At 46.1% G+C, this 20,128-nt stretch carries 15 protein-coding genes; 4 read left to right on the top strand and 11 right to left on the bottom strand.

Going from position 1 to position 20,128, the window contains the following annotated elements; translation table 11 throughout:
- Window positions 1-22: 22 nt before the first annotated feature.
- The 9 genes from mnmG to ACO1NU_RS10275 form a co-directional block, all read right to left on the bottom strand.
- Window positions 23-1,882, bottom strand: a complete 1,860-nt coding sequence (gene mnmG / locus ACO1NU_RS10235; protein ID WP_448818377.1) for a tRNA uridine-5-carboxymethylaminomethyl(34) synthesis enzyme MnmG — start codon at window positions 1,880-1,882, stop codon at window positions 23-25.
- Between the two features lie 65 nt (window positions 1,883-1,947).
- Window positions 1,948-3,807, bottom strand: coding sequence for an ABC-F family ATP-binding cassette domain-containing protein (locus ACO1NU_RS10240; RefSeq protein ID WP_448818378.1), 1,860 nt, complete (start codon window positions 3,805-3,807; stop codon window positions 1,948-1,950).
- Complete coding sequence (locus ACO1NU_RS10245) at window positions 3,804-4,457, bottom strand: NAD(P)H-binding protein (protein WP_448818379.1); 654 nt, start codon at window positions 4,455-4,457, stop codon at window positions 3,804-3,806. Before ACO1NU_RS10245 ends, ACO1NU_RS10240 begins: the two co-directional genes overlap by 4 nt.
- Before the next feature lie 73 nt (window positions 4,458-4,530).
- Complete coding sequence (ybeY, locus tag ACO1NU_RS10250; protein ID WP_448818380.1) at window positions 4,531-4,962, bottom strand: rRNA maturation RNase YbeY; 432 nt, start codon at window positions 4,960-4,962, stop codon at window positions 4,531-4,533.
- Complete coding sequence (locus tag ACO1NU_RS10255) at window positions 4,962-5,396, bottom strand: ATP-binding protein (protein WP_448818381.1); 435 nt, start codon at window positions 5,394-5,396, stop codon at window positions 4,962-4,964. The genes ybeY and ACO1NU_RS10255 overlap by 1 nt, the downstream gene beginning before the upstream one ends.
- A 5-nt stretch (window positions 5,397-5,401) precedes the next feature.
- Window positions 5,402-8,743 carry a DUF4175 family protein gene (locus ACO1NU_RS10260; protein WP_448818382.1) on the bottom strand — a complete coding sequence of 1,114 codons (3,342 nt, stop codon included), beginning with the start codon at window positions 8,741-8,743 and terminating at the stop codon, window positions 5,402-5,404.
- A 46-nt stretch (window positions 8,744-8,789) separates the two neighbouring features.
- Complete coding sequence (locus tag ACO1NU_RS10265) at window positions 8,790-10,031, bottom strand: sulfate adenylyltransferase subunit 1 (RefSeq protein WP_448818383.1); 1,242 nt, start codon at window positions 10,029-10,031, stop codon at window positions 8,790-8,792.
- A gap of 94 nt (window positions 10,032-10,125) precedes the next feature.
- Window positions 10,126-11,034 (bottom strand): sulfate adenylyltransferase subunit CysD, encoded by a 909-nt coding sequence (cysD, locus tag ACO1NU_RS10270; protein WP_448818384.1) that lies wholly within the window; start codon window positions 11,032-11,034, stop codon window positions 10,126-10,128.
- An 18-nt stretch (window positions 11,035-11,052) separates the two neighbouring features.
- On the bottom strand, window positions 11,053-11,769 hold the full coding sequence (locus ACO1NU_RS10275; RefSeq protein ID WP_448818385.1) for a phosphoadenylyl-sulfate reductase: 717 nt from the start codon (window positions 11,767-11,769) through the stop codon (window positions 11,053-11,055).
- Between the two features lie 196 nt (window positions 11,770-11,965).
- Between ACO1NU_RS10275 and gltX the strand changes: the two genes are divergently transcribed.
- Window positions 11,966-13,480, top strand: coding sequence for a glutamate--tRNA ligase (gltX, locus tag ACO1NU_RS10280; protein WP_448818386.1), 1,515 nt, complete (start codon window positions 11,966-11,968; stop codon window positions 13,478-13,480).
- Window positions 13,481-13,747: 267 nt separating this feature from the next.
- Here gltX and ACO1NU_RS10285 read toward each other — a convergent pair whose 3' ends face one another.
- Window positions 13,748-14,608 (bottom strand): aldose 1-epimerase family protein, encoded by an 861-nt coding sequence (locus tag ACO1NU_RS10285; protein WP_448818387.1) that lies wholly within the window; start codon window positions 14,606-14,608, stop codon window positions 13,748-13,750.
- A gap of 69 nt (window positions 14,609-14,677) precedes the next feature.
- On the opposite strand from ACO1NU_RS10285, the gene ACO1NU_RS10290 reads away from it, so the two are divergent.
- The 3 genes from ACO1NU_RS10290 to ACO1NU_RS10300 all read left to right on the top strand — a co-directional run bounded on the left by ACO1NU_RS10290 (window position 14,678) and on the right by ACO1NU_RS10300 (window position 16,821).
- The gene (locus ACO1NU_RS10290) at window positions 14,678-15,496 is read left to right on the top strand and encodes an N-acetylmuramoyl-L-alanine amidase (RefSeq protein WP_448818388.1); all 819 of its coding nucleotides are present in this window, start codon (window positions 14,678-14,680) and stop codon (window positions 15,494-15,496) included.
- Window positions 15,497-15,616: 120 nt separating this feature from the next.
- Window positions 15,617-16,162, top strand: coding sequence for a peroxiredoxin (locus ACO1NU_RS10295; protein ID WP_448818389.1), 546 nt, complete (start codon window positions 15,617-15,619; stop codon window positions 16,160-16,162).
- A 74-nt stretch (window positions 16,163-16,236) separates the two neighbouring features.
- A complete protein-coding gene (locus ACO1NU_RS10300; protein ID WP_448818390.1) occupies window positions 16,237-16,821 on the top strand; it encodes a carboxymuconolactone decarboxylase family protein in 585 nt (194 codons plus the stop codon).
- A 613-nt stretch (window positions 16,822-17,434) separates the two neighbouring features.
- Here the strand turns inward: ACO1NU_RS10300 and cphA are convergent.
- The gene (cphA, locus tag ACO1NU_RS10305) at window positions 17,435-20,071 is read right to left on the bottom strand and encodes a cyanophycin synthetase (protein ID WP_448818391.1); all 2,637 of its coding nucleotides are present in this window, start codon (window positions 20,069-20,071) and stop codon (window positions 17,435-17,437) included.
- Window positions 20,072-20,128: the final 57 nt, after the last annotated feature.

The following is a 20,128-nucleotide window of genomic DNA, read 5'->3' on the forward strand; positions in this document are numbered from 1 at the left end:
TAAGTATTTGAATATCAGTGATTTATTTTAAATGTACCATAATGACCGAAATATCCGACGGTGACACGCCTGAAATCCTGGAAGCCTGACCTAGCGTCCTTGGTTTTATTTTCCTGAGTTTTTCTCTTGCTTCTTTGGAAAGCGATACCATAGTCGAATAATCAAAGTCTGGATTAATTTCCTGATCTTCCATCCGCTTCATTTTATTTACGATCTCCAACTCCTTCTCAAAATAGCTTTCGTACTTGACTTTTATCTCCGCTTGTTCCACGGTTTCTCTACTATACGAAGAAAGCAGATCTTGTAACGGTTCGCTCACCTTTTGGAGATCAGTGATAGAAACCTGAGGACGCGTCAGCAGTTGAAACAGTTTAAAGTTCTGCGACAATGGAGCTGTTCCCAATTCCTCCAGCAGGCTATTCACCTGGCCGGGTTCTATCGAGGTCGCTTTTAGGTAATGAACGATCTTATCGGAGTCATTGATTTTGTCCTGCACTTTTGCCAGACGCTCATCACTAATCAATCCCAATTCGTGTCCGATAGGGGTAAGTCGGATATCCGCATTGTCCTGACGGAGCAGGAGCCGGTGTTCCGCACGTGATGTAAACATTCTGTATGGCTCTTCCGTTCCTTTCGTTACCAAATCATCAATCAGCACCCCGATATAAGATTCAGATCTTTTCATAATGAGTTCATGAAGATCATTGATCTTTTGGTGAGCATTGATACCAGCAATGAATCCCTGACTTGCCGCTTCTTCATATCCTGTAGTACCGTTAATTTGTCCCGCGAAAAACAGGTTTTTAATCAGCTTTGTTTCGAGAGTCAGACTCAACTGAGTAGGAGGAAAGAAGTCATATTCTATAGCGTAGCCGGGACGAAACATCTTCACGTTTTCAAATCCAGGTATTTTAGTCAGCGCTTTATATTGGACGTCTTCAGGCAATGAAGTTGAAAATCCATTTACGTATATTTCCACGGTGTTCATTCCTTCCGGCTCTACAAAGATCTGATGCCGGTCCCGTTCTGCGAAGCGATTAATCTTATCTTCAATAGATGGGCAGTACCGTGGACCAAGTCCTTTAATACGTCCCGTAAACATAGGAGACTTTTCGAATCCTTCTTTCAAAGTTTCATGTACTTCTGAATTCGTATAAGTTATCCAGCAGCAACGCTGCTCCTTCGGGATCTTAACATCAGTAAACGAGAATCTACCCGCATTTGGATCTCCCCACTGTTCTTCCATCAGTGAGTAGTTCAGGCTTCGGCCGTCCACACGTGGGGGAGTGCCCGTCTTCATCCGGCCAGATTCGAATCCTAGCTCCACAAGTTGTTCAGTAAGTCCGGTAGCAGACTTCTCTGCTGTCCTTCCTCCGCCGAAACGCTTCTCGCCAATATGGATAATTCCATTCAGGAAGGTTCCATTTGTCAGAACTACAGCTTCCGCTTCAATGTCTATACCAAGAGATGTTTTTACACCTACAACGCGATCTCCGGAAACCAAAAGTTCTTTAACCGTGTCCTGCCAAAAGTCTACATTCGGCGTACGCTCCAACATCAATCTCCACTCTTCGGCAAAGCGCATCCTGTCATTTTGTGTGCGAGGGCTCCACATAGCAGGGCCCTTAGACAGGTTCAGCATTCTGAACTGAATAGTAGACCGGTCAGATACAATACCCGAGTATCCACCCATCGCATCAATCTCCCGAACAATCTGTCCTTTTGCTACTCCGCCCATAGCGGGATTGCAACTCATCTGTGCGATCGTTCCCATATTCATGGTGATCAATAAAACAGATGATCCTAAGTTAGCAGCCGCAGCTGCTGCCTCACAGCCTGCGTGTCCTGCCCCTACAACTATTATATCGTATTTTTTAAACATTTTGTCTCTGTTCCACGTGGAACGTTTATATGGCTTTATATGGTTCCACGTGGAACCATATAGTTTTACGCCTCCTTAACTTCCATTAACTCAAGCCATCTCAGGCTCAATACATCTAGTTTTCCTTTAAGTTCTTCAATATTCAAAGCGATCTTTGCAAGTTCTGAGTGATCTGTTACTCCACCGTTCAGCTGATCAGTGAGATTAGCAATCTGCAACTCTAGTGCGGGGATTAGAGTATCGATCTCTTCTAATTCGCGCTCTTCCTTATAGGAAAGTTTATTCTTTTTCTCGGTACTTACTATTTCCTTAACAGAAGCTTTTACCTCGGTCTTTATCTTTACCTCGTTATCCTTTTCCATGCGGTAGTCTGTATAGTTACCTGAATACACCCGTACGCGTTGGTTTCCTTCCAAAATAAACAACTGCTCGGTAAGGCGGTCCATCAGATACCTGTCATGAGATACCAATAATAATACACCAGAATAACGTTCTAAAAACTCCTCAAGTATATTCAACGTATCAATGTCAAGATCGTTAGTCGGTTCATCAAGAATCAGCACATTAGGGTTCTTCATGAGCACCCGCATTAGCTGTAATCTTTTCTTTTCACCACCGCTCAGCTTACTCACCATGTTGTGTTGCTTAGCAGGAGGGAAGAGGAAGTGCGTCAGTAGCTGAGATGCAGTAAGGGTTTTACCGTCAGCCATCAGGATATACTCTGCTACGTTCTTTACTACATCAATCACCCGCTCATCATTGTTGAGCTCCAGTCCGGACTGCTTATAATAACCAAATACAGTTGTTTCACCAATTGAGATCGTTCCTGAATCAGGTTGTACCACGCCGGTCAATAAATTGAGTAGGGTAGACTTACCCGTACCGTTTCTTCCAGCTATGCCAATTTTATCCCCCTTCTTGAAAGTATAGCTGAAGTCCTCCAGTATCACTTTATCTTTGAAGCCTTTTTCGACATGGTGAATTTCAATGATCTTATTTCCCTGGCGGGATACTGAAGTACTCAATTCAACTTTCAGGTTCTGCGTTGTTTTAGTCTTCGCTTCCAAATCATAGAAAGCATCAATTCTGGCTTTCGACTTCGTCGCACGTGCCTGAGGCATTCGCCTCATCCACTCCAGTTCTTTTTTCAGGAGATTCCGGTTTTTCTGTAAAGAGGAAGCATCATCAGCTTCACGTTCTGATTTCTTTTCCAGGAAGTAACTGTACTTACCATTGTAATTGAAGAGCTTCTGTTTGTCAAGCTCGATAATCTGATTACAGACATTATCCAGGAAATATCTGTCGTGCGTCACCATCAATACAGTTTTCTGTCCTGTGGTCAGGAAGCTCTCCAGCCATTCGATCATCTCAATATCCAAATGGTTAGTCGGCTCATCCAGAATATATACGTCCGGATTATCAATCAGCAGCTTCGCCAAAGCCAAGCGCTTTCGCTGTCCTCCTGAAAGGCTCTTAATCTCCTGTTCGTGATCCTCTATAGATAATCGTTGCAGAATCGTTTTTATCTGATGTTCGTATTCCCAAGCGTCCAACTCACCAAGCTGATCGATCAAACGCTCCAACTCTTTAGGGTCAGGATGTTCCTGTTCGATTAACTTCTCGTATTGTCTGATTACCTGTTGCTGGGCGTTGTCCATGCTATAGATATAATCAGATATAGTATTTTGTCCGCTGAAATCCGGATCCTGCTCCAGATACCCGATATGGAGTCCACGCTCCGTAACAACCTTTCCCTCCTTGGGAGCGATGCGTCCGGCAAGGATCTTCAAAAGTGTAGACTTGCCGGATCCGTTAATGCCTACCAGAGAAACCCGCTGTCCCTTTGCAATGCCAAACGTAAGATCCTTAAATAGCCAGGTATCATTAAATACATGGCTCAACTGTTCTCCTGATAAAATGCTCATATTATTTCTTTAATCTTGTCTGAAGGATACACGTAAACTCCATCAAGATTCTTGTGTGCTGTAATTGCCATTGCTTTGGCCACTGTCTCTGCGTTGATGCTCCTGTATTTGCTTAGAGGCCCTACCAAAATGGGATTGATTAGCCTCATGACTGCTATTCCAAGTTTTTCCGCCGGGCGAAACTCGGCTCTCGATCCGTCGAGTAGAGAGGGTTGATAGATATATATACCCTTGAAATTCAGATTCTTAACTCCGACTTCCAACTCGCCCTTTAGTCTGCTGTAGAAGATAAGTGATTGAATGTCAGCGCCTAATGCCGATATTAAGTGAAATTGAGCTACCTGATTAACGCTGGCTACGCGGGCGACTGCAAGGGGATACTCCAGGTCAACCTTCCTGTACATCGCAGGATCAGGGGACTTGCTCCTTGTAGTGCCTAAACAGCAGAACAGCGCGTCTCCAAAAACGAAGTTTGAATAAGTTTGCTCGTTGTCAAAATCCACCACGTGCTGGGAAAGCCTGGGGGTGGTCATCTCAAGAGGCTTGCGCACCAGAGCCACCACCTCCTCAACACAGTTGTCTGCCAACAGTGTCCTGATGAGATGCGATCCTATAAGCCCGCTTGCGCCGATGATTATTGCTCTTTTCAAAGTGATGCTAATTGCAAAAATAAGCAAATAAAATAGGCTTTTCTATAACAGAAAGGTCAGTAAATGAAAGGACCTAGAATGTTCTCGAGGCGAGATATTGGTTCTCCTTTATGGTCATCCGGGCCTTAAGCTCCTTGCCTTTGTCTTTATAACCCAGCAAGTGCAAAATACCATGGATAATTACCCGATGTAACTCGTCGCGCTCAGACGTTTTAAACTGAAGAGCATTGTCCCGTATCCGGTCGATGCTGATGAAGATGTCACCCTCAATTAGCCCTTCCGTTTCGCTATTGTCGAACGTAATGATATCAGTAAACGTGTCGTGGTTCAGGTACTGGATATTGATATCAAGCAAGTATTCATCGCTGCAAAAAATAAACGATAGTTCGCCGCACGACTGGCCTTCGTTTTCTATAGTGGCTTTAATCCACTTACGGATTTCGCCTTTTTGTTTAAGTACGAAGGGGATGCCCTCCGAATGGAACAGAATTTTTTCTTTAGCCATCAGATCTTGAAATGTAACTCAATCTGATTTCCCGTCATGTTAAAAATACACTGGTCCGCCAAATGTTTAACGATGAAAATTCCCCTCCCCGAGAGATTCTCGAGATTATCAGGAGCAGTCGGGTCAGGAAGATTATTATAATCGAATCCTTCTCCTTCGTCTGTAACAGTAAATTGCAGTTCTTTCTTGTCTACGATTTCAAGATTGATATAGACGAGTTTTGACTCATCCTGCTTGTTTCCGTGGATGATCGAATTGATCACAACCTCATTCAAACAAGTCAGCATATTGGCATAAACATTCTCCGGGATGCTATTCTCCGTCTTAATCGTGTCTATAAAATTTTCAAGAATAGTTATACTCTCCAATTTTGAAGGCAACTGCAAAGTATAAAGAACGGAGTTATCCGAATTATCTACCCAATTAGTTGTCATATTTACTATTTTGATGTTAAAGATCTAAAATAATCACCAACTTTCAATTGATAAAATGAGTTAAGGTTTGGCGGAACAGTCTTTAAGTAATCCGTCTCCCTTGCCCTTATCTTTTTCAACTGCTGTAACATAGGAATAGCCGCCGGATCTTGATCAATTCCCTGGCTGCTTTCACGCTTATCATCGTGTTCCCGTTCTCTGTCGGATTTATCAGCTTGCAAAAGACGAACCAGAATTTCTTGCTGTCTGTTCATCGTTTCAAGTTGAATTTTCTTGTTTACGAGCTCCGCCTCCGTTTGTTCCATATCTTTTGCCAAATTTTCAAGATTGCCTAAATTTCCGGCTCCTTCGCGTTTCGATTGCTTGTTAAATTCTTCCAACGCGTGACGAATAATGCTTTGCTCTCGAGCCATCTGGGCCATCTTCTCTGAAACGGCATACGCGCCCCTCTGTTTACCAATTTCCTGGCCATTTTGTTTGAGCTGATCCCTTGTTTTTTGCATATTTTTATTCAATTCCTCTTGTTGCCGTATCATTTGGGAAAGATTCTGTTGCGAACCCTTGCCTTTACCTGAAGCATTTTTCATCGCTTTTTCAAGTTGGTCCCTCACTTCGCCGAGCAGCAAGGCCATGTTATTCATCGATGTCATGGAATTCCGCTGATGCCGTGCCGCGTCGGTTATTCGCCTGTCTGCCAAACCTTCCAGCGCCGAATTCATGCTCGCTGTAGCCTGGTCAACTTCCATGTGTACGGTAGATTCGATCTGTGGGACCATCCTGCTCAAGCTGTAGAGACTATCGGCAATGGTTCGCATATTGTCTTTGATCTGCATCTGCGTCTTGGTATAGCTGGAGAGTAGCGGGTCTCCCGGCCTGCTCTCTTTTGTCGCATTAAGCAGCTTCTCCTGGTCAAACGAGGATGTCAGGAGATTATGGATAATCTGGTTAAGCGCCCGTAAGCTAATCATGCTACCTGTTGCCTCCGATGATTCCCTAGATTTTTCCAGTTTGGAGGAGAGCGCTGCCATCTTCGTTGCTGCCTCGTTCATGTTCTTCTGGGCCTGTGCAAGTCTGTCGTTCTTTAACGATTGCTGACCCTGAGCCTGTGCCTGGCTGATTTCCTGTACTTCAGCATTTGTAGGCTCCAGAGTGTGACTTTTTTCCAGCTCACGGTTCTTGTCCGATAAAGCCTTTAGATTATTCCGTAGCGCTTTAAAATCTGCTGCTGCTTCCTCTTGCCTGCGAAGAGCCTGTTGCTTGTTCAGCCCGCGATCAGCTAAATCACGTGCGAGCTTCTTTTGCTCTGCTGCTGTCCGCTTCAGGCCTTCAATAGTCTGACTCAGCTGATGGTCATATTCCAGTTGCTTGTAAAGTTCCAGGATACGATCCAGTTCCTTTTGCAGTGCTTTGCTGCCCGACTGCATTTTACTGATCTCTTGTTGCGTCTGAGTTTTTTGGTTTTCTTTCATCAGTTCCTCGATACTCTTCAGCAGGGCCCGTGTTTTATCATCGAGAGCCTCATCAAGCAATTTCTCTATCTGCTTCTGCTTTTTTGCCGCCGGCTGCATTTTCGGATCGTGCTCTTCTTTGTTCCGCCTGTTTTTCTCGCTTTCCTCGCGCGACTCTCGAAGAAGCTTTTCCAGCTCCCGCTGTTTCTCCAGCAATTCGGCTACTTGCTTTTTCTGAGCGAAAGAAAATTCCTTTTCACTCATCAGGTCCCTGTTGAGCTTCTTTGCCTCCGTTTCAATCCGCGCTGCTGTATGGATCGCTGTTTTAAGCTTGTTTTCGGTCAGCTGTTGGGCTATGGCTGCTTGCTGAGCTGCTTCTGCTCTTGTCGGGCGACTCAGTTTGAAGCTTTCCGTCTTGCTGCTCTTTGGCCCGCGCACGCCGTCATTATCCCGCACTTCAAAAAAGAATTCCAGATCCTGTCCTTCTCTTACACCGAAGTCTGACGCCGATACTGCCTGAAAGAAGGAGTTCTGAGCGGCCATTCTGTTAAGGGAAATCGCCTTTGATTGTAATGGACCCGTAGCAGATCCCTCAAGTATGCGATACTTGATCTTCAGGTCCGCGAAACCATGATCATCATGAACCTGCCCAAGAAAAAAGGCCATCTGTCCATCCAGTGAATCTTTGCGTTCCACAATAGTGATTAACGGAGCCTCATCCTGTACCACATTGATTCTGAAACTCATGAGATCGGCATCTCTGCTCGCGCCTGACTTACGCCTGTCCGTGGCTTTAATCTTCATTCCGCCGGATGTGATGGCCCTCAGGTCATAGCGGAATACCGAATCGCCCAGCGAGCGGGCCACCTGCGGGTTTCCCTGCTCATCATAAACCCTGAGATCGGACGTGTTCTTAGTGGAAAGGCGATAAGAAAGATGCGTTCCCGCAGGCACGGTCAGGTCATTGATGCTATTGGTTTGTTCGGAAGGTCTCTTCAGGTAGGCGGGATAAATAATTTTAACATCCGCCGCAATCAAAGCAGGACGCTGAAGAACTTCTATAGTAAAGGGCTCTGATAAGAATTCCCCGCCCCTGAAGCGTATGTTCTTCGTCTGTTGCATCTTTTTGAACGTGTATCTAAAGCGCACCACATTTTCTTTCTCGATTCGGAAGGTATTCAGTCCGTCCTCGATATACACCGCATCAGGCACCTCATTACCGATCAGCTTGAGCTCAACAGTAAAGTCCTCGCCCTGCAGAGCCGTCCGCCCCCTGTTCAGTAGAACAAAGCGGAAAGGTGCTTTTTTAACGTACTGCTTTTTGTAGTGGATGATCCTTTCTGTTCCCTCACTCAGGATATAGGGTGCTGTGAACGCGAGTAAAACAATGATGAACAGAGGGGGTAGCGCGTAACGCAGGTATTTACGGTTTTCGCCGATATGAACGGCCGAGCTAAACGGGACGGGCTTCAGCTCTGCGACCTTCTGCTGGATGGCAGATTCAATGATGGCATTTGAAGCATCAGATCGGTCTGACAGCACTTTCAGCTGTAATGCATTCAGGAGCTTGTCTTTAACCTCAGGGAAATGCCTCCCGATAATGAACGATGCCTGCTGGTGGTCAATTCGCTTCCCAAGGCGAAAATAGGCCAGGAGCGGTGTGAGCAGAAAGCTTACAAAAACGAACAGCTGTATCAGGATAAATCCATAGAAAAGAACAGCCCGGATAGCCGGGCTGAAATTTCCATAATATTCAGTAAGAGTGACGCAGATGTATCCGGTCAGCAACGCAGCCAGGAGATACAGGGATCCGCGTACTATCTTGTTTAAATAGTATTTACGTATGAACCCATCAATTTTCAGGATGAGTCCCCTATAATTTTCCGCTGAGGTATCCATCTTATCCGCTTCTATAAAATTAGCGAATAAAATGCTATTTCAACGTTTATTTCAACATACAGCCCGCAACAGTGGTATGAGCGGTCTCGTCGATCAGGATCGCCCCACCATTCGCTCTCAGTGTGTTGTAGCTGTCGTAGGCAATTGGAGATGCGGTCTTGATCGTTACGTTCACCACATCGTTAAGCACCACCTGATCAAAGTCTTCATGGCGTTCCAGTGTGTTGACATCAATCTTATAATTGATCTCCTTGATAACGCATCTTACGCGTTTGCTCTGAACCTGCAGCAGATACTTGTTACCTTTTACCAGCGGTCTGTTATCCATCCAGCAAATCGTAGCCTGAACATCCTGCGATACCTGGATAATGCCTGATTGCTTGATGATGAGATCTCCGCGGTTGATATCTATATCATCGCGGAGGCGGATCACGGCACTCTGCGGAGCGAAAGCTTCTTCCACTTCTTCACCATGTACTTCGACCGCTTCGATCACGGAATCAATACCATCCGGCAGGACGGTTACACGGTCGCCCTTCTTGTAGGTACCGCTCAGCACCTTGCCCGCATAACCACGGTAATCATGCAGATCTTCAGACTGCGGACGGATGACATACTGTACAGGGAACCTCGATTCGTCGTAGTTGATATCCTGGGCTACATCTACATTTTCAAGTAGATGCAGCAGCGTCTCTCCAGTATACCATGGGGTATTTACAGAAGGATTCACAATATTATCTCCGTTCAGTGCACTGATTGGGATAAACTTCACGTCCTTGATTTGCAGCGATTCAGCCATTTTAGAGTATTCAGCCACGATGCCGTCATACACCTCCTGAGAGAAGTCAACCATATCCATCTTGTTGATGGTCACCACTACATGCGGAAGCTGCAGAAGAGAAGCAATGATGGTATGTCTACGGGTCTGCTCAATTACACCAAGACGTGCGTCAACCAATATGATGATGAGGTCAGAGTTTGATGCACCCGTAACCATGTTCCTTGTGTACTGAATATGACCCGGCGCATCGGCTATAATGAACTTCCTTTTCTCTGTAGAAAAATATTTATAGGCTACATCGATCGTAATCCCCTGTTCACGCTCAGCGCGCAAGCCGTCTGTAAAAAGAGCAAGATCAATTTCACCCTCAGACTTATTCTTACTCTGTTTCTGAATCGTTTCAAGCTGGTCAACCTTGATAGAGTCTGTATCATACAAAAGTCTCCCTATCAGCGTACTTTTTCCGTCATCAACGCTACCAGCAGTTATAAATCGCAGTAAATCCATTTAATGTTATATTCTTTCTTAAGGGGCAAACACGAGGTATTCACCTTACCGTAATTGTTTAAGCTCAGCAAAAGAGCAATTTGTTGAAGTACGATTAGAAGTAACCGTTCTTTTTGCGATCTTCCATCGCCGCCTCAGAAACCTGATCATCGATCCGCGTCTCGCCTCTTTCACTGATATTGGTCCTGTGGATCTCGCCGATAATGTCGTCAATCGTCGAAGCCGTTGATTCTACCGCTGCAGTACAAGTCATGTCGCCCACTGTGCGATACCGAACATGCCTCTTTTCGACCACATCACCTTCGTCTACCCGGATAAACTCCGACATCGCAACCAGATGCTCATTATGGACGATCACTTCACGCTCATGCGTAAAGTAGATCGAAGGAAGTTCAATACCTTCCCGCTTGATGTAGTTCCATACATCCAGTTCCACCCAGTTGCTGATCGGGAAAACACGTACGTTTTCACCCTGTGCGATCTTGCCGTTGTACAGGTTCCATAGTTCCGGACGCTGTTTCTTGGGATCCCACTGACCGAATTCATCTCTTACCGAAAAGATACGTTCCTTAGCCCGTGCCTTCTCCTCATCACGGCGTGCTCCGCCGATGCAGGCGTCAAAGCCGAACTCCTCGATGGTATCCAGGAGGGTGTATGATTGCAGGGCGTTGCGGGAAGCGAACTTTCCTGAAGGCTCTTTCAAGCCCCGGGCTTTGATTGTGTCTTCTACCTTCCGTACAATCAACTTAGCACCATATTGCTCCGCAATCCTGTCGCGGTATTCCAGTGCTTCCGGGAAGTTATGCCCTGTATCAATGTGGACCAGGGGGAAAGGGATTTTACCTGGTTTAAAGGCCTTAAGAGCCAGTTGTACCAGGGTGATAGAATCTTTACCACCCGAAAATAAGAGAGCAGGGCGTTCAAACTGACCCGCCACCTCGCGCATGATGTGTATCGACTCCGCTTCAAGCAAGTCGAGGTAATCCAATGTATGTTGCGGCATAAAAGCTATATTTTTAATTTATGAATGCGCGTGAAGGCCACATTCTTTATTTGTTCTGTCTTCCCACCACCATCTGCCGGCTCTGAAGTCATCGCCCGGCTGGATAGCCCTGGTGCATGGAGCACATCCGATGCTCACAAAGCCTTTATCATGAAGGGTGTTATATGGAATGCCATTCTGGTTGATAAAAGCACGAAGCTCCTCGGTGGTCCAGTGAAGCAGAGGGTGATACTTAATGATCTTGTTCGTCTCGTCCCATTCAATTGCCGGCAGATCACCACGATCAGGCGAATGTTCAGCGCGCAGGCCTGTGACCCAAAGGGTATTTCCTGCGAGAGCGCGCCGTAGCGGCTCAACCTTGCGGATGAAGCAGCACGATTTACGGTTATCTACAGATTCATAGAAGGAGTTCGGTCCTTTTAGGCTGACAAAGTTCTGGATCTCTTCCTGATTCGGATAATAGGCTTCGATCCACGTGCTATATTGCTCGTTGGTGCGACTCCATACGTAATAGGTTTCGTTAAATAAACGACCCGTATCCAGGGTAAAGATCTTAACGGGAAGTGAATGGCTCAGGATCATATGGGATATAGCCTGATCCTCCCAGCTGAAGCTCGTGGAGAAAACAATCTTCCCCTCAAACTGTCTGGCCAGCAAAGCCAGGCCATCCTGAGGTGATAATTTAGCTGTTACCGCTGCTAATTCTTGTATTTTATTTTCCAGAATTTCTGACATCTTCTATTCTTTTGCCTTTTCTTATTACAGTCAATCGGTAAATCTATAGAAAAGGTAGGCAAAAATAGAAACATTTGCTCAGGAAAGTGTTATGAATTTTAAAATAAGGCAGTTGCATGACTCTCAGGCTTGTCTTCCGGATGATGCTATTTGTATAAACCACAGGAAGCGTATCTTTGCGTTTTAATCAGAAATTATGACGGATAACGTAAGGGTACGTTTTGCTCCCAGCCCAACAGGCGGTTTGCACCTCGGAGGTGTACGTACAGTTTTGTTTAACTATCTCTTTGCCAAGAAACACGGAGGTAAGTTTATTTTAAGAATTGAAGATACCGACCAAAGCAGATATGTGGAGGGTGCCGAGCAGTACATCATGGACTGTCTGGAATGGTGCGGTTTTCGCGCCGATGAGAGCCCGGTGGTTGGCGGACCCTATGCGCCTTACCGTCAAAGCGAACGCAAGCCCCTTTATCGCGAATATGCTGAAAGGCTTGTGCAAGAAGGCTATGCGTACTATGCTTTTGACACCGCCGCCGAACTGGACGCCAAGCGCAAAGAAATCCCTAACTTCCAATACGGCCACGCGCATCGTATGGAGATGAAAAACTCGATTTCCCTGGCGCAGGAAGAAGTCAAACAATTGCTCGACAGCGGTGCGCCCCACGTCATCCGCATCAAGATACCTGAGGGGGAAACCATTTCATTCATCGACCTGATCCGTGGCGACGTGAGCTTTGATGCCGGCCTGTCAGATGATAAAGTGCTTCTGAAGGCGGATGGAATGCCTACTTACCACCTGGCGGTTGTTGTAGACGACTATTTGATGAAGATCACTCACGCTTTTCGTGGCGAAGAGTGGTTGCCCTCAGCGCCTGTCCACCTTTTACTCTGGAAATACCTGGGCTGGGAAGATGAAATGCCGAAGTGGGCACACCTTCCGCTCATCCTGAAGCCAGATGGAAACGGCAAGTTGAGCAAGCGCGATGGTGCACGCCTCGGTTTCCCGGTATATGCAATGAACTGGACTGACCAGGCGACTTCTGAGATCACTCCCGGATTTCGCGAGATCGGCTTCATGCCGGAAGCTTTCATTAATATGCTGGCGATGTTGGGCTGGAACGACGGAACCGAACAGGAGCTATTCAGCATGGATGAGCTCGTGGAGAAATTCAGCCTGGAGCACGTAAGTAAAGCGGGTGCTAAATTCAATTTTGAGAAAGCAAAATGGTTCAGTGCCGAGTGGATCAAAAAAAGCCCTGCAGAGAAATTGTACCCTGAAGTAGCAAAGCTTTTCGCTGCTGAAGGTATCGAAGCTACAGAAGAACAGGTGCTTCCTGTTATCGAGCTCGTGAAAGACCGTTGTACGTTTATCACGGACTTTGTGCAGCAAGCCGGATATTTCTTCCGTATCCCTGCAGAATATGATCTGAATTCGGTTAAACCGAAGTGGTCAGAACAAAAGGTGGAGTTCTTCGCTGCTTTCTCCGATATGCTTGCTTCCGGATCAGACATGAATGCTGCGGAACTGGAAGCTGCGTTTAAGCAACTGGCACAGGACAAAGGATTGAAAGTAGGCGACGTGATGCTTCCTTACCGCATTATGCTGGTAGGCGGCAAGTTCGGTCCGGCAGTATTTGATATTACCAAGATGATCGGTGAGCAGGAAGCAATTGCCCGGATTGCGAAAGCAGTTACGGAATTTGGTGCCTGAGCAACATGAATCCTTTATAATCATCAGGATATAAAACGAAGGGGGTAGCTTTAAACCAAAAAGCTACCCCCTTCGTTTTACAGAGGTACCAGGATGGTGGTTCAGCCGCTCTTCTCTCGCTGCTCACCCGACACGGACCCGTTACTCACCGGAAAAAATACAGGTGAACTGCTGGTTAATGACGCACCGGGGGAGTTTCTGGCACAAGCCCGTCACCCCTGAAGTACCTCTTCGTATGTCCTCTGTACCTGTTAAGTCCTGACTTAATTAGAAGCAGGCTATAGATTGACTAACGGTCCAGTTTTGCTGTCCTTCCAGGCGGATAATGCCTTCCTTTGTTTCAATGTTCTGGTCGTGCTCAATGCTGTCTGGAATGCCACACCATGGCTCAATACATACAAATGGGGCGTCTTTAGCTGCCCAAATCCCCATATACGGGAAGCCTTTGAATTCATAAGTTAGCCCGTGTGAATTCTGGTTATTCACTATTGAGATGGAAGTGGATTTCAGATCTTTAAAGATAACGGCGTCGTTGTAGAAAAGATCGTGGCGAAGATCCAGCCGTTGCTGTCCATCCAGGTATCTCGACGGCGTAGTCAGATAGTTGCCGCTTACAGCCCATGAGTCTGCCTCTTCGACCTCGCTGAAAACAAGCGCATGATCCTCGTAGCCTCCGCTTGTAAGTGGAACTTTGAATGCCGGATGTGCACCTATAGAGAAGAACATCGGCTTCTGGTCAGGGTTGCTTACTTCGTAATCAAGGATCACTTTGGCTCCGTCCAAGCGGTACTTTAACCTCAGTTCAAAGGCAAAAGGATAGCTTTTCAGGGTCTCTTCATTGCTTTTCAGCAGGAAAGTAGCAGTTGTGGATGTGCTGTCCTCTACTTCGAAGTCGCTGTCTCTTGCAAAGCCGTGCTTTTCTAAATGATAGCTTTCGCCCTGGTAGATAAACGTGTCGTCAATTAGCCCGCCGACTATAGGAAAGAGTACGGGAGCGTGTCTTGGCCAGAAAGAGGGGTCTCCGTTCCAGAGGTATTCAATTTGTTCTTTCTTTGAAAAGATACTGTGCAGCTCTGCTCCGTGTGGGTGGATATCAGCTTTAATATCGTCATTCTCTAAGGTGATCATGGATATATTGTTAAATGAATATTTTACGTGTCCGGTAAAAATAGCGTATTTAGCATTTCAAACTGTGAAATGAAGAAATATATCTTACCGTCATTGCTGACTTTTGCGATACTGTATTCAGCCTGCTCATCCAATCCTTATTCTGCTACAAACCGTGTGTATAAAAAACAGGCGAAAGAACTGGCCAGATCGCTTGAAGGCTTGCCACCCGTAACAAACTACGGAGGTAAAGTTCCTGCCTATGAGGTGGGTACCGTGAATCTGAACCTTAGAAAGCCCAACTATGTGATTATTCATCATACGGCTCAGAATTCCTGTGAGCAAACGCTGAAAACGTTCACACTGCAAAGAACACAGGTCAGTGCACATTATGTGATCTGCAAAGACGGTACGGTTCATCACATGCTGAACGACTACTTCAGGGCCTGGCATGCAGGGAACGGTAAGTGGGGTAACAACACAGATATTAACTCTTCTTCCATAGGAATTGAGCTTGATAATAACGGTTTTGAGGCTTTTTCAGAGAGTCAAATCGCGAGTTTAATGCAATTATTGGCCGTTTTGAAGAAGAATTACAGCATCCCAACGGCTAATTTTATAGGCCATTCAGACATTGCACCGGGCAGAAAAGTGGATCCAAACCCGAAATTCCCATGGCAGAAGCTATCTCAGAATGGATTTGGCCACTGGCCTGATAATCTGTTGGATACAGTTCAGTCGGGGTTCAATGGGGTTCAAGCCCTGAGAATGATCGGTTACAATATAAAGGACTCAGTAGCAGCAATTAAGTCATTCAAATTACACTTTATCCAGTCTGACCTGAGTCCGGTTCTTACAGCGAAGGACAAGGCCGTTATACAGAACCTCCTCCGGAAGATGGATCAATAATCTTATAGATTTTGTCTATAACGTATTGATAATTGATATAACGAAATAGAGATTTGATATTGCATTCATAATTTATAAGGGATACTTTTGCGATATAATTAAATCTAAGTAGAAAAGTTTATGATTACAATCGGTCAGAAATTCCCGTCTTTCGAGAAACAGGCAGTAGTTAGTATTGAAAAAGGAAAAGAATTTGAATCAATCACATCAGAATATCTAACCAACGATGATAACGTTTGGACAGTAATGTTCTGGTGGCCAAAGGATTTTACCTTTGTTTGCCCAACTGAAATCGCTGAGTTTAACAAAGCTTACGGAGAGTTCCGCGACAGAGATGCTCGTTTAATCGGAGCTTCAACGGATAGTGAATTTGTTCACCTGGCATGGAGAAACAACCACGATGATCTTCGTGACTTGAAATTTCCGATGCTTGCTGATACTTCTAAATCACTTGCTGAAGATTTGGGTATCCTGGAGCCAAACGAAAAGATCGCTTACCGTGCAACTTTCATCATCGATCCTCAGGGAATCGTTCGTTGGGTATGTGTAAACGATTTAAACGTTGGTCGTAACGTGAAAGAAGTATTACGCGTTCTTGACGGTCTTCAGACTGACGAGCTTTGCCCATGCAACTGGGAAAAAGGTCAGGAAACGATCAACGCATAGTCAGATCCCGTTTTAATCAGACAGTATAGATCCCCGTGTTTCACGGGGATTTTTTATAAATACATATTATTATTATGAGCGAAACTACAGAAGTAATAAAAGAATTACTAGAGAGTATACAGTTGGATGGTGATTACCGCACTACGAGCCTGGAGATTTTGGAAAAGGGTGAATCAAGGTATGTAAGGGATCTGAAGGTGAACTTCAGCAGTACCCTGACTTCCGAGTATCTTTCTGCAAAGGAAATTGGCCTGATCGGCGTTTCTGTTGCAGTTAATGCGAACAACAAGCCGTTAACAGACTTTTACACGCATTTTGCAGAGCAGAATGAAGCAACAGCAGCAGAAATCGCTGAAGCTGCAGCATGTGCTTCTCTTCTTGCATCCAATAACGTTTTCTATCGCTTCAGACATTTCACCCAGAAAGAAAAATACACTCAGATTCCTGCGCGTATCAGAATGCAGATCATGATGAAGCCGATAACTGGTAAAGAGTTCTTTGAGCTGATGAGTCTGGCCATTTCTGCGGTAAACGGCTGCGAGATGTGTGTGAACTCACACGAAGATTCGTTGATCAAGCTTGGAGCGAAGGAAGAGCGCATTTTTGATGCTGTTCGTATCGCGTCTCTGATTACTGCAACAAGCAAGGTGATCTACTAAGACCAAATTTCAAATAAATTACGAAAAGCTCTTGCTCCGTTTTATTTGTAAAATAAAATCGTTAATTTAGCTACAAGGTTAACCGCCTTCGAGTTGATAGATTTCCCGTACAGACAGGTTGAAGGATGAATCACCTGCCTTAGATTCGAAGGAAAAAGGTTTTTAATTGTAATTAGGGAAGGCCGTCGTATGATATACTCATGCGACGGTTTGTTTTTTCAGGGCTATTCTCCGCCTTCGCATCTCCGCCTTTCTATCCTCCGATCCATCGCATTCCCCGTTTCTGGAATGTGCACGGTTTTTGCTCTGTCTTAGAAAAAGATAAAGATATGCAGCCAGTTCATCAAAACAGTTCGACAGGTATCTATTTTATACTTGCAATTATTTTTGGGGTGTTGACCGGATGGGTTTCGACCTCTTCAATCGTTTTTGCCCTAATGGGTGCGATAGTGGGAATACTATTCGCCGGCCTATATGTGAATGTATTTGTAAAAGGAAGACATGACTAAAAAAAGAAGCGTCAGGAAATGATCCCTGACGCTTCAACCTAAACCTTATCACAATTAAGCCATCAAATGACTCGAAATAATAACGTGAAACAGGCCGGTTTGTTTTATGAAGATTGCCTGTATTCTGCTTTTCGCGTGTTGCCATGGTGTTCATTAACTTTCTGATAGGCATTTTCAACCGTGTTGCTGATAATCGTAATCAGCTCATCGGGTTGAACATGGTCTATAATAAAGTTCCATACTTCTTCGCTGCTCTGCAGGACTTCTACAGGTTTCTGAGGCGCAACTTCCCTTATGCCTTCTACCAGCAGACCGGTGATTTCTCCAGCGGTGCGGCCTCTCAGGTATCGTTCCTGGCAAACAACTATTTTGTCGAAAATGCCGGCTGCGATGCGACCCATTTGTCTGATATCGTCATCCCTGCGGTCTCCTGTTCCGGAGATCACCCCTGTGCGGATAGATGCTGGCGTAGCAGCGATAAAGGGCTGTATGCCGAGTAGTCCATCGGGATTGTGGGCGTAATCTACCAGAATCTTATACGATTCGAAGTCGAACAAATTCATCCTTCCCGGAGTTTGATCTACCGAAGGATGGAATGTTTCCATGGCGCCGCGGATCTCGGACACTTTGAATCCCCAGAGATATCCAGCGAGACCTGCCGCCATTGCATTCTGAATCATGAACTTCACTGTTCCGCCATAGGTAATCGGAATGTTGTGGATACGGCATAAAGGAATTTTCCATCCGCCTTTCTTGATGATGACAAATCCTTTTTCGACGAAGGCAGCGGTGCCTCCCTTGCTGCAATGCTCTATAATCGCCAGGTTTTCGGCATCCATGCTGAAATAGGCTACATTGCAATGTGTAGTCTTCTGGCCAATCTTAAGGCAATGCTGATCATCAGCGTTCAGTATGGCCCATCCATCTTCTCTGACTGACTCGATGAGCACGCTTTTTACCCGCCGAAGGTCATCGAGTGTATTGATGTCGGATATTCCGAGATGATCTTCCTGTATATTCGTTAATACGGCAATGTTGCAGGTATCGAAGCCAAGTCCGGAGCGCAGGATACCTCCTCTGGCAGTTTCCAGCACCGCAAATTCAACCGTTGGATCCTGCAGGACAAAGGCTGCACTGGCAGGTCCTGTTGTGTCACCGTCTTTGAGCATGGAGTCGTGGATATAGATCCCGTCCGAAGTGGTATAGCCTACCCGGTAACCATTGTTTTTCACGATGTGCGAAATGAGCCGTGTTGTAGTGGTTTTGCCGTTTGTTCCCGTAACTGCGATGATTGGAATGCGCGCTGAAGCTCCCGAAGGGTAAAGCATATCCAGCACGGGGGCAGCGACGTTTCTAGGCGTGCCTTCGGAGGGCGCCAGGTGCATTCTGAACCCGGGAGCGGCATTCACTTCCAGAACGACCCCGCCTGTCTGCTTGAGAGGGTCGGAAAGGTTCGTGGCCATGATGTCGATACCACAGATATCGAGCCCTACGATACGGGCGATCCGCTCACAGACGAATACATTCAGAGGGTGGACCAGGTCGGTCACATCTACTGACGTGCCTCCGGTACTCAGGTTGGCCGTAGACTTCAGATACAGCACTTCTCCTTTGGCTGGAACCGACTGGAGCGTATAGCCCTTCTTTCTAAGCAGGGACTCGGTGTCGTGATCGACTGTGATCTCGGTCAGTACGTTCTCGTGTCCATATCCTCTTCTTGGGTCGAGGTTTTCGATATCAATTAGTTGCTGAACGGTGCTGACACCATCGCCGGTCACATGTGCCGGCTGCCGCATAGCAGCAGCAACCATCTTGTAATTGATCACCAGCACCCTGAAGTCATGCCCTTCAATGAAGCGCTCTACAATGACTTTCGGCGAGATTTTGCGTGCAAGCTCAAATGCCGCTTCAGCATCGGCCAGGTTGTTGACGTTAATGGTTGCACCACGGCCGTGGTTTCCGTTAAATGGCTTGAACACCAGTGGAAATCCTAGTTCGCGGACGGCTTTCTGAAGGCCCTCTTCGCTGCTGATGGTTAGTCCCCGGGGAACAGGTATAGCCTGTTCGTTCAGGATCCGTTTGGTTTCTTCTTTATTTCCTGCAATGTCTACGGCGATATTGCTGGTACGATCAGTGATGGTAGCTCTGAAGCGGACTTGGTTTTTGCCCTGCCCCAGTTGGACCAGGGAGCCGGAGTTCAGCCGGAAATAGGGGATGTTGCGGGAAACCGCTTCATCGACTATGGATCCTGTACTGGGTCCGAACCTGACATCGTCACGGAGCTTCCGCATATGCATGATGTCATTTTCAAGATTATAGCTGGTGCCCGAGATAAGGGCCTCGGCTATATTGACGGCAGCTTTGGCAGCATACAAACCTACCTGTTCTTCCACATAGGTGAACACCACGTTGTAGACGCCGGTGGTGCTGGTACTTCTGGTACGGCCGAAGCCGGCAAACATGCCGGCAAGTGTTTGAATTTCTAGGGCTATGTGTTCGATGATATGCCCCATCCATGTTCCGCGCTCTAATCTCTCGAAAAAGCCACCTTTATGGCCTTCGGAGCACCGGTGGTTGTACAGGCTGGGGATGAGCTGTTCAAGCCGCTCTTTGAAGCCGGGAATGGTATTGCTTGGTCTTTCCTCCAGGTCCTCCAGATCCAGGCGCATTTGTATGAGTTTCTTTCTTTTTATCGACCAGATATTTGGTCCTTTCAGCACCTGAATACTCTGTATTTTCATTAATCATATCATTAAATGTGGACAATTAACCTTGAAAGCCGACTAAAGGTTTTTGCC

The organism is Arcticibacter sp. (genome assembly GCF_053551015.1).

Bases quoted from the DNA above. Each gene is read 5' to 3' on its own strand.
- mnmG (WP_448818377.1), bottom strand. From the start codon at position 1,882: ATGTTTAAAAAATACGATATAATAGTTGTAGGGGCAGGACACGCAGGC.
- ACO1NU_RS10240 (WP_448818378.1), bottom strand. From the start codon at position 3,807: ATGAGCATTTTATCAGGAGAACAGTTGAGCCATGTATTTAATGATACC.
- ybeY (WP_448818380.1), bottom strand. From the start codon at position 4,962: ATGGCTAAAGAAAAAATTCTGTTCCATTCGGAGGGCATCCCCTTCGTA.
- ACO1NU_RS10255 (WP_448818381.1), bottom strand. From the start codon at position 5,396: ATGACAACTAATTGGGTAGATAATTCGGATAACTCCGTTCTTTATACT.
- ACO1NU_RS10260 (WP_448818382.1), bottom strand. From the start codon at position 8,743: ATGGATACCTCAGCGGAAAATTATAGGGGACTCATCCTGAAAATTGAT.
- ACO1NU_RS10265 (WP_448818383.1), bottom strand. From the start codon at position 10,031: ATGGATTTACTGCGATTTATAACTGCTGGTAGCGTTGATGACGGAAAA.
- cysD (WP_448818384.1), bottom strand. From the start codon at position 11,034: ATGCCGCAACATACATTGGATTACCTCGACTTGCTTGAAGCGGAGTCG.
- ACO1NU_RS10275 (WP_448818385.1), bottom strand. From the start codon at position 11,769: ATGTCAGAAATTCTGGAAAATAAAATACAAGAATTAGCAGCGGTAACA.
- gltX (WP_448818386.1), top strand. From the start codon at position 11,966: ATGACGGATAACGTAAGGGTACGTTTTGCTCCCAGCCCAACAGGCGGT.
- ACO1NU_RS10285 (WP_448818387.1), bottom strand. From the start codon at position 14,608: ATGATCACCTTAGAGAATGACGATATTAAAGCTGATATCCACCCACAC.
- ACO1NU_RS10290 (WP_448818388.1), top strand. From the start codon at position 14,678: ATGAAGAAATATATCTTACCGTCATTGCTGACTTTTGCGATACTGTAT.
- ACO1NU_RS10295 (WP_448818389.1), top strand. From the start codon at position 15,617: ATGATTACAATCGGTCAGAAATTCCCGTCTTTCGAGAAACAGGCAGTA.
- ACO1NU_RS10300 (WP_448818390.1), top strand. From the start codon at position 16,237: ATGAGCGAAACTACAGAAGTAATAAAAGAATTACTAGAGAGTATACAG.
- cphA (WP_448818391.1), bottom strand. From the start codon at position 20,071: ATGAAAATACAGAGTATTCAGGTGCTGAAAGGACCAAATATCTGGTCG.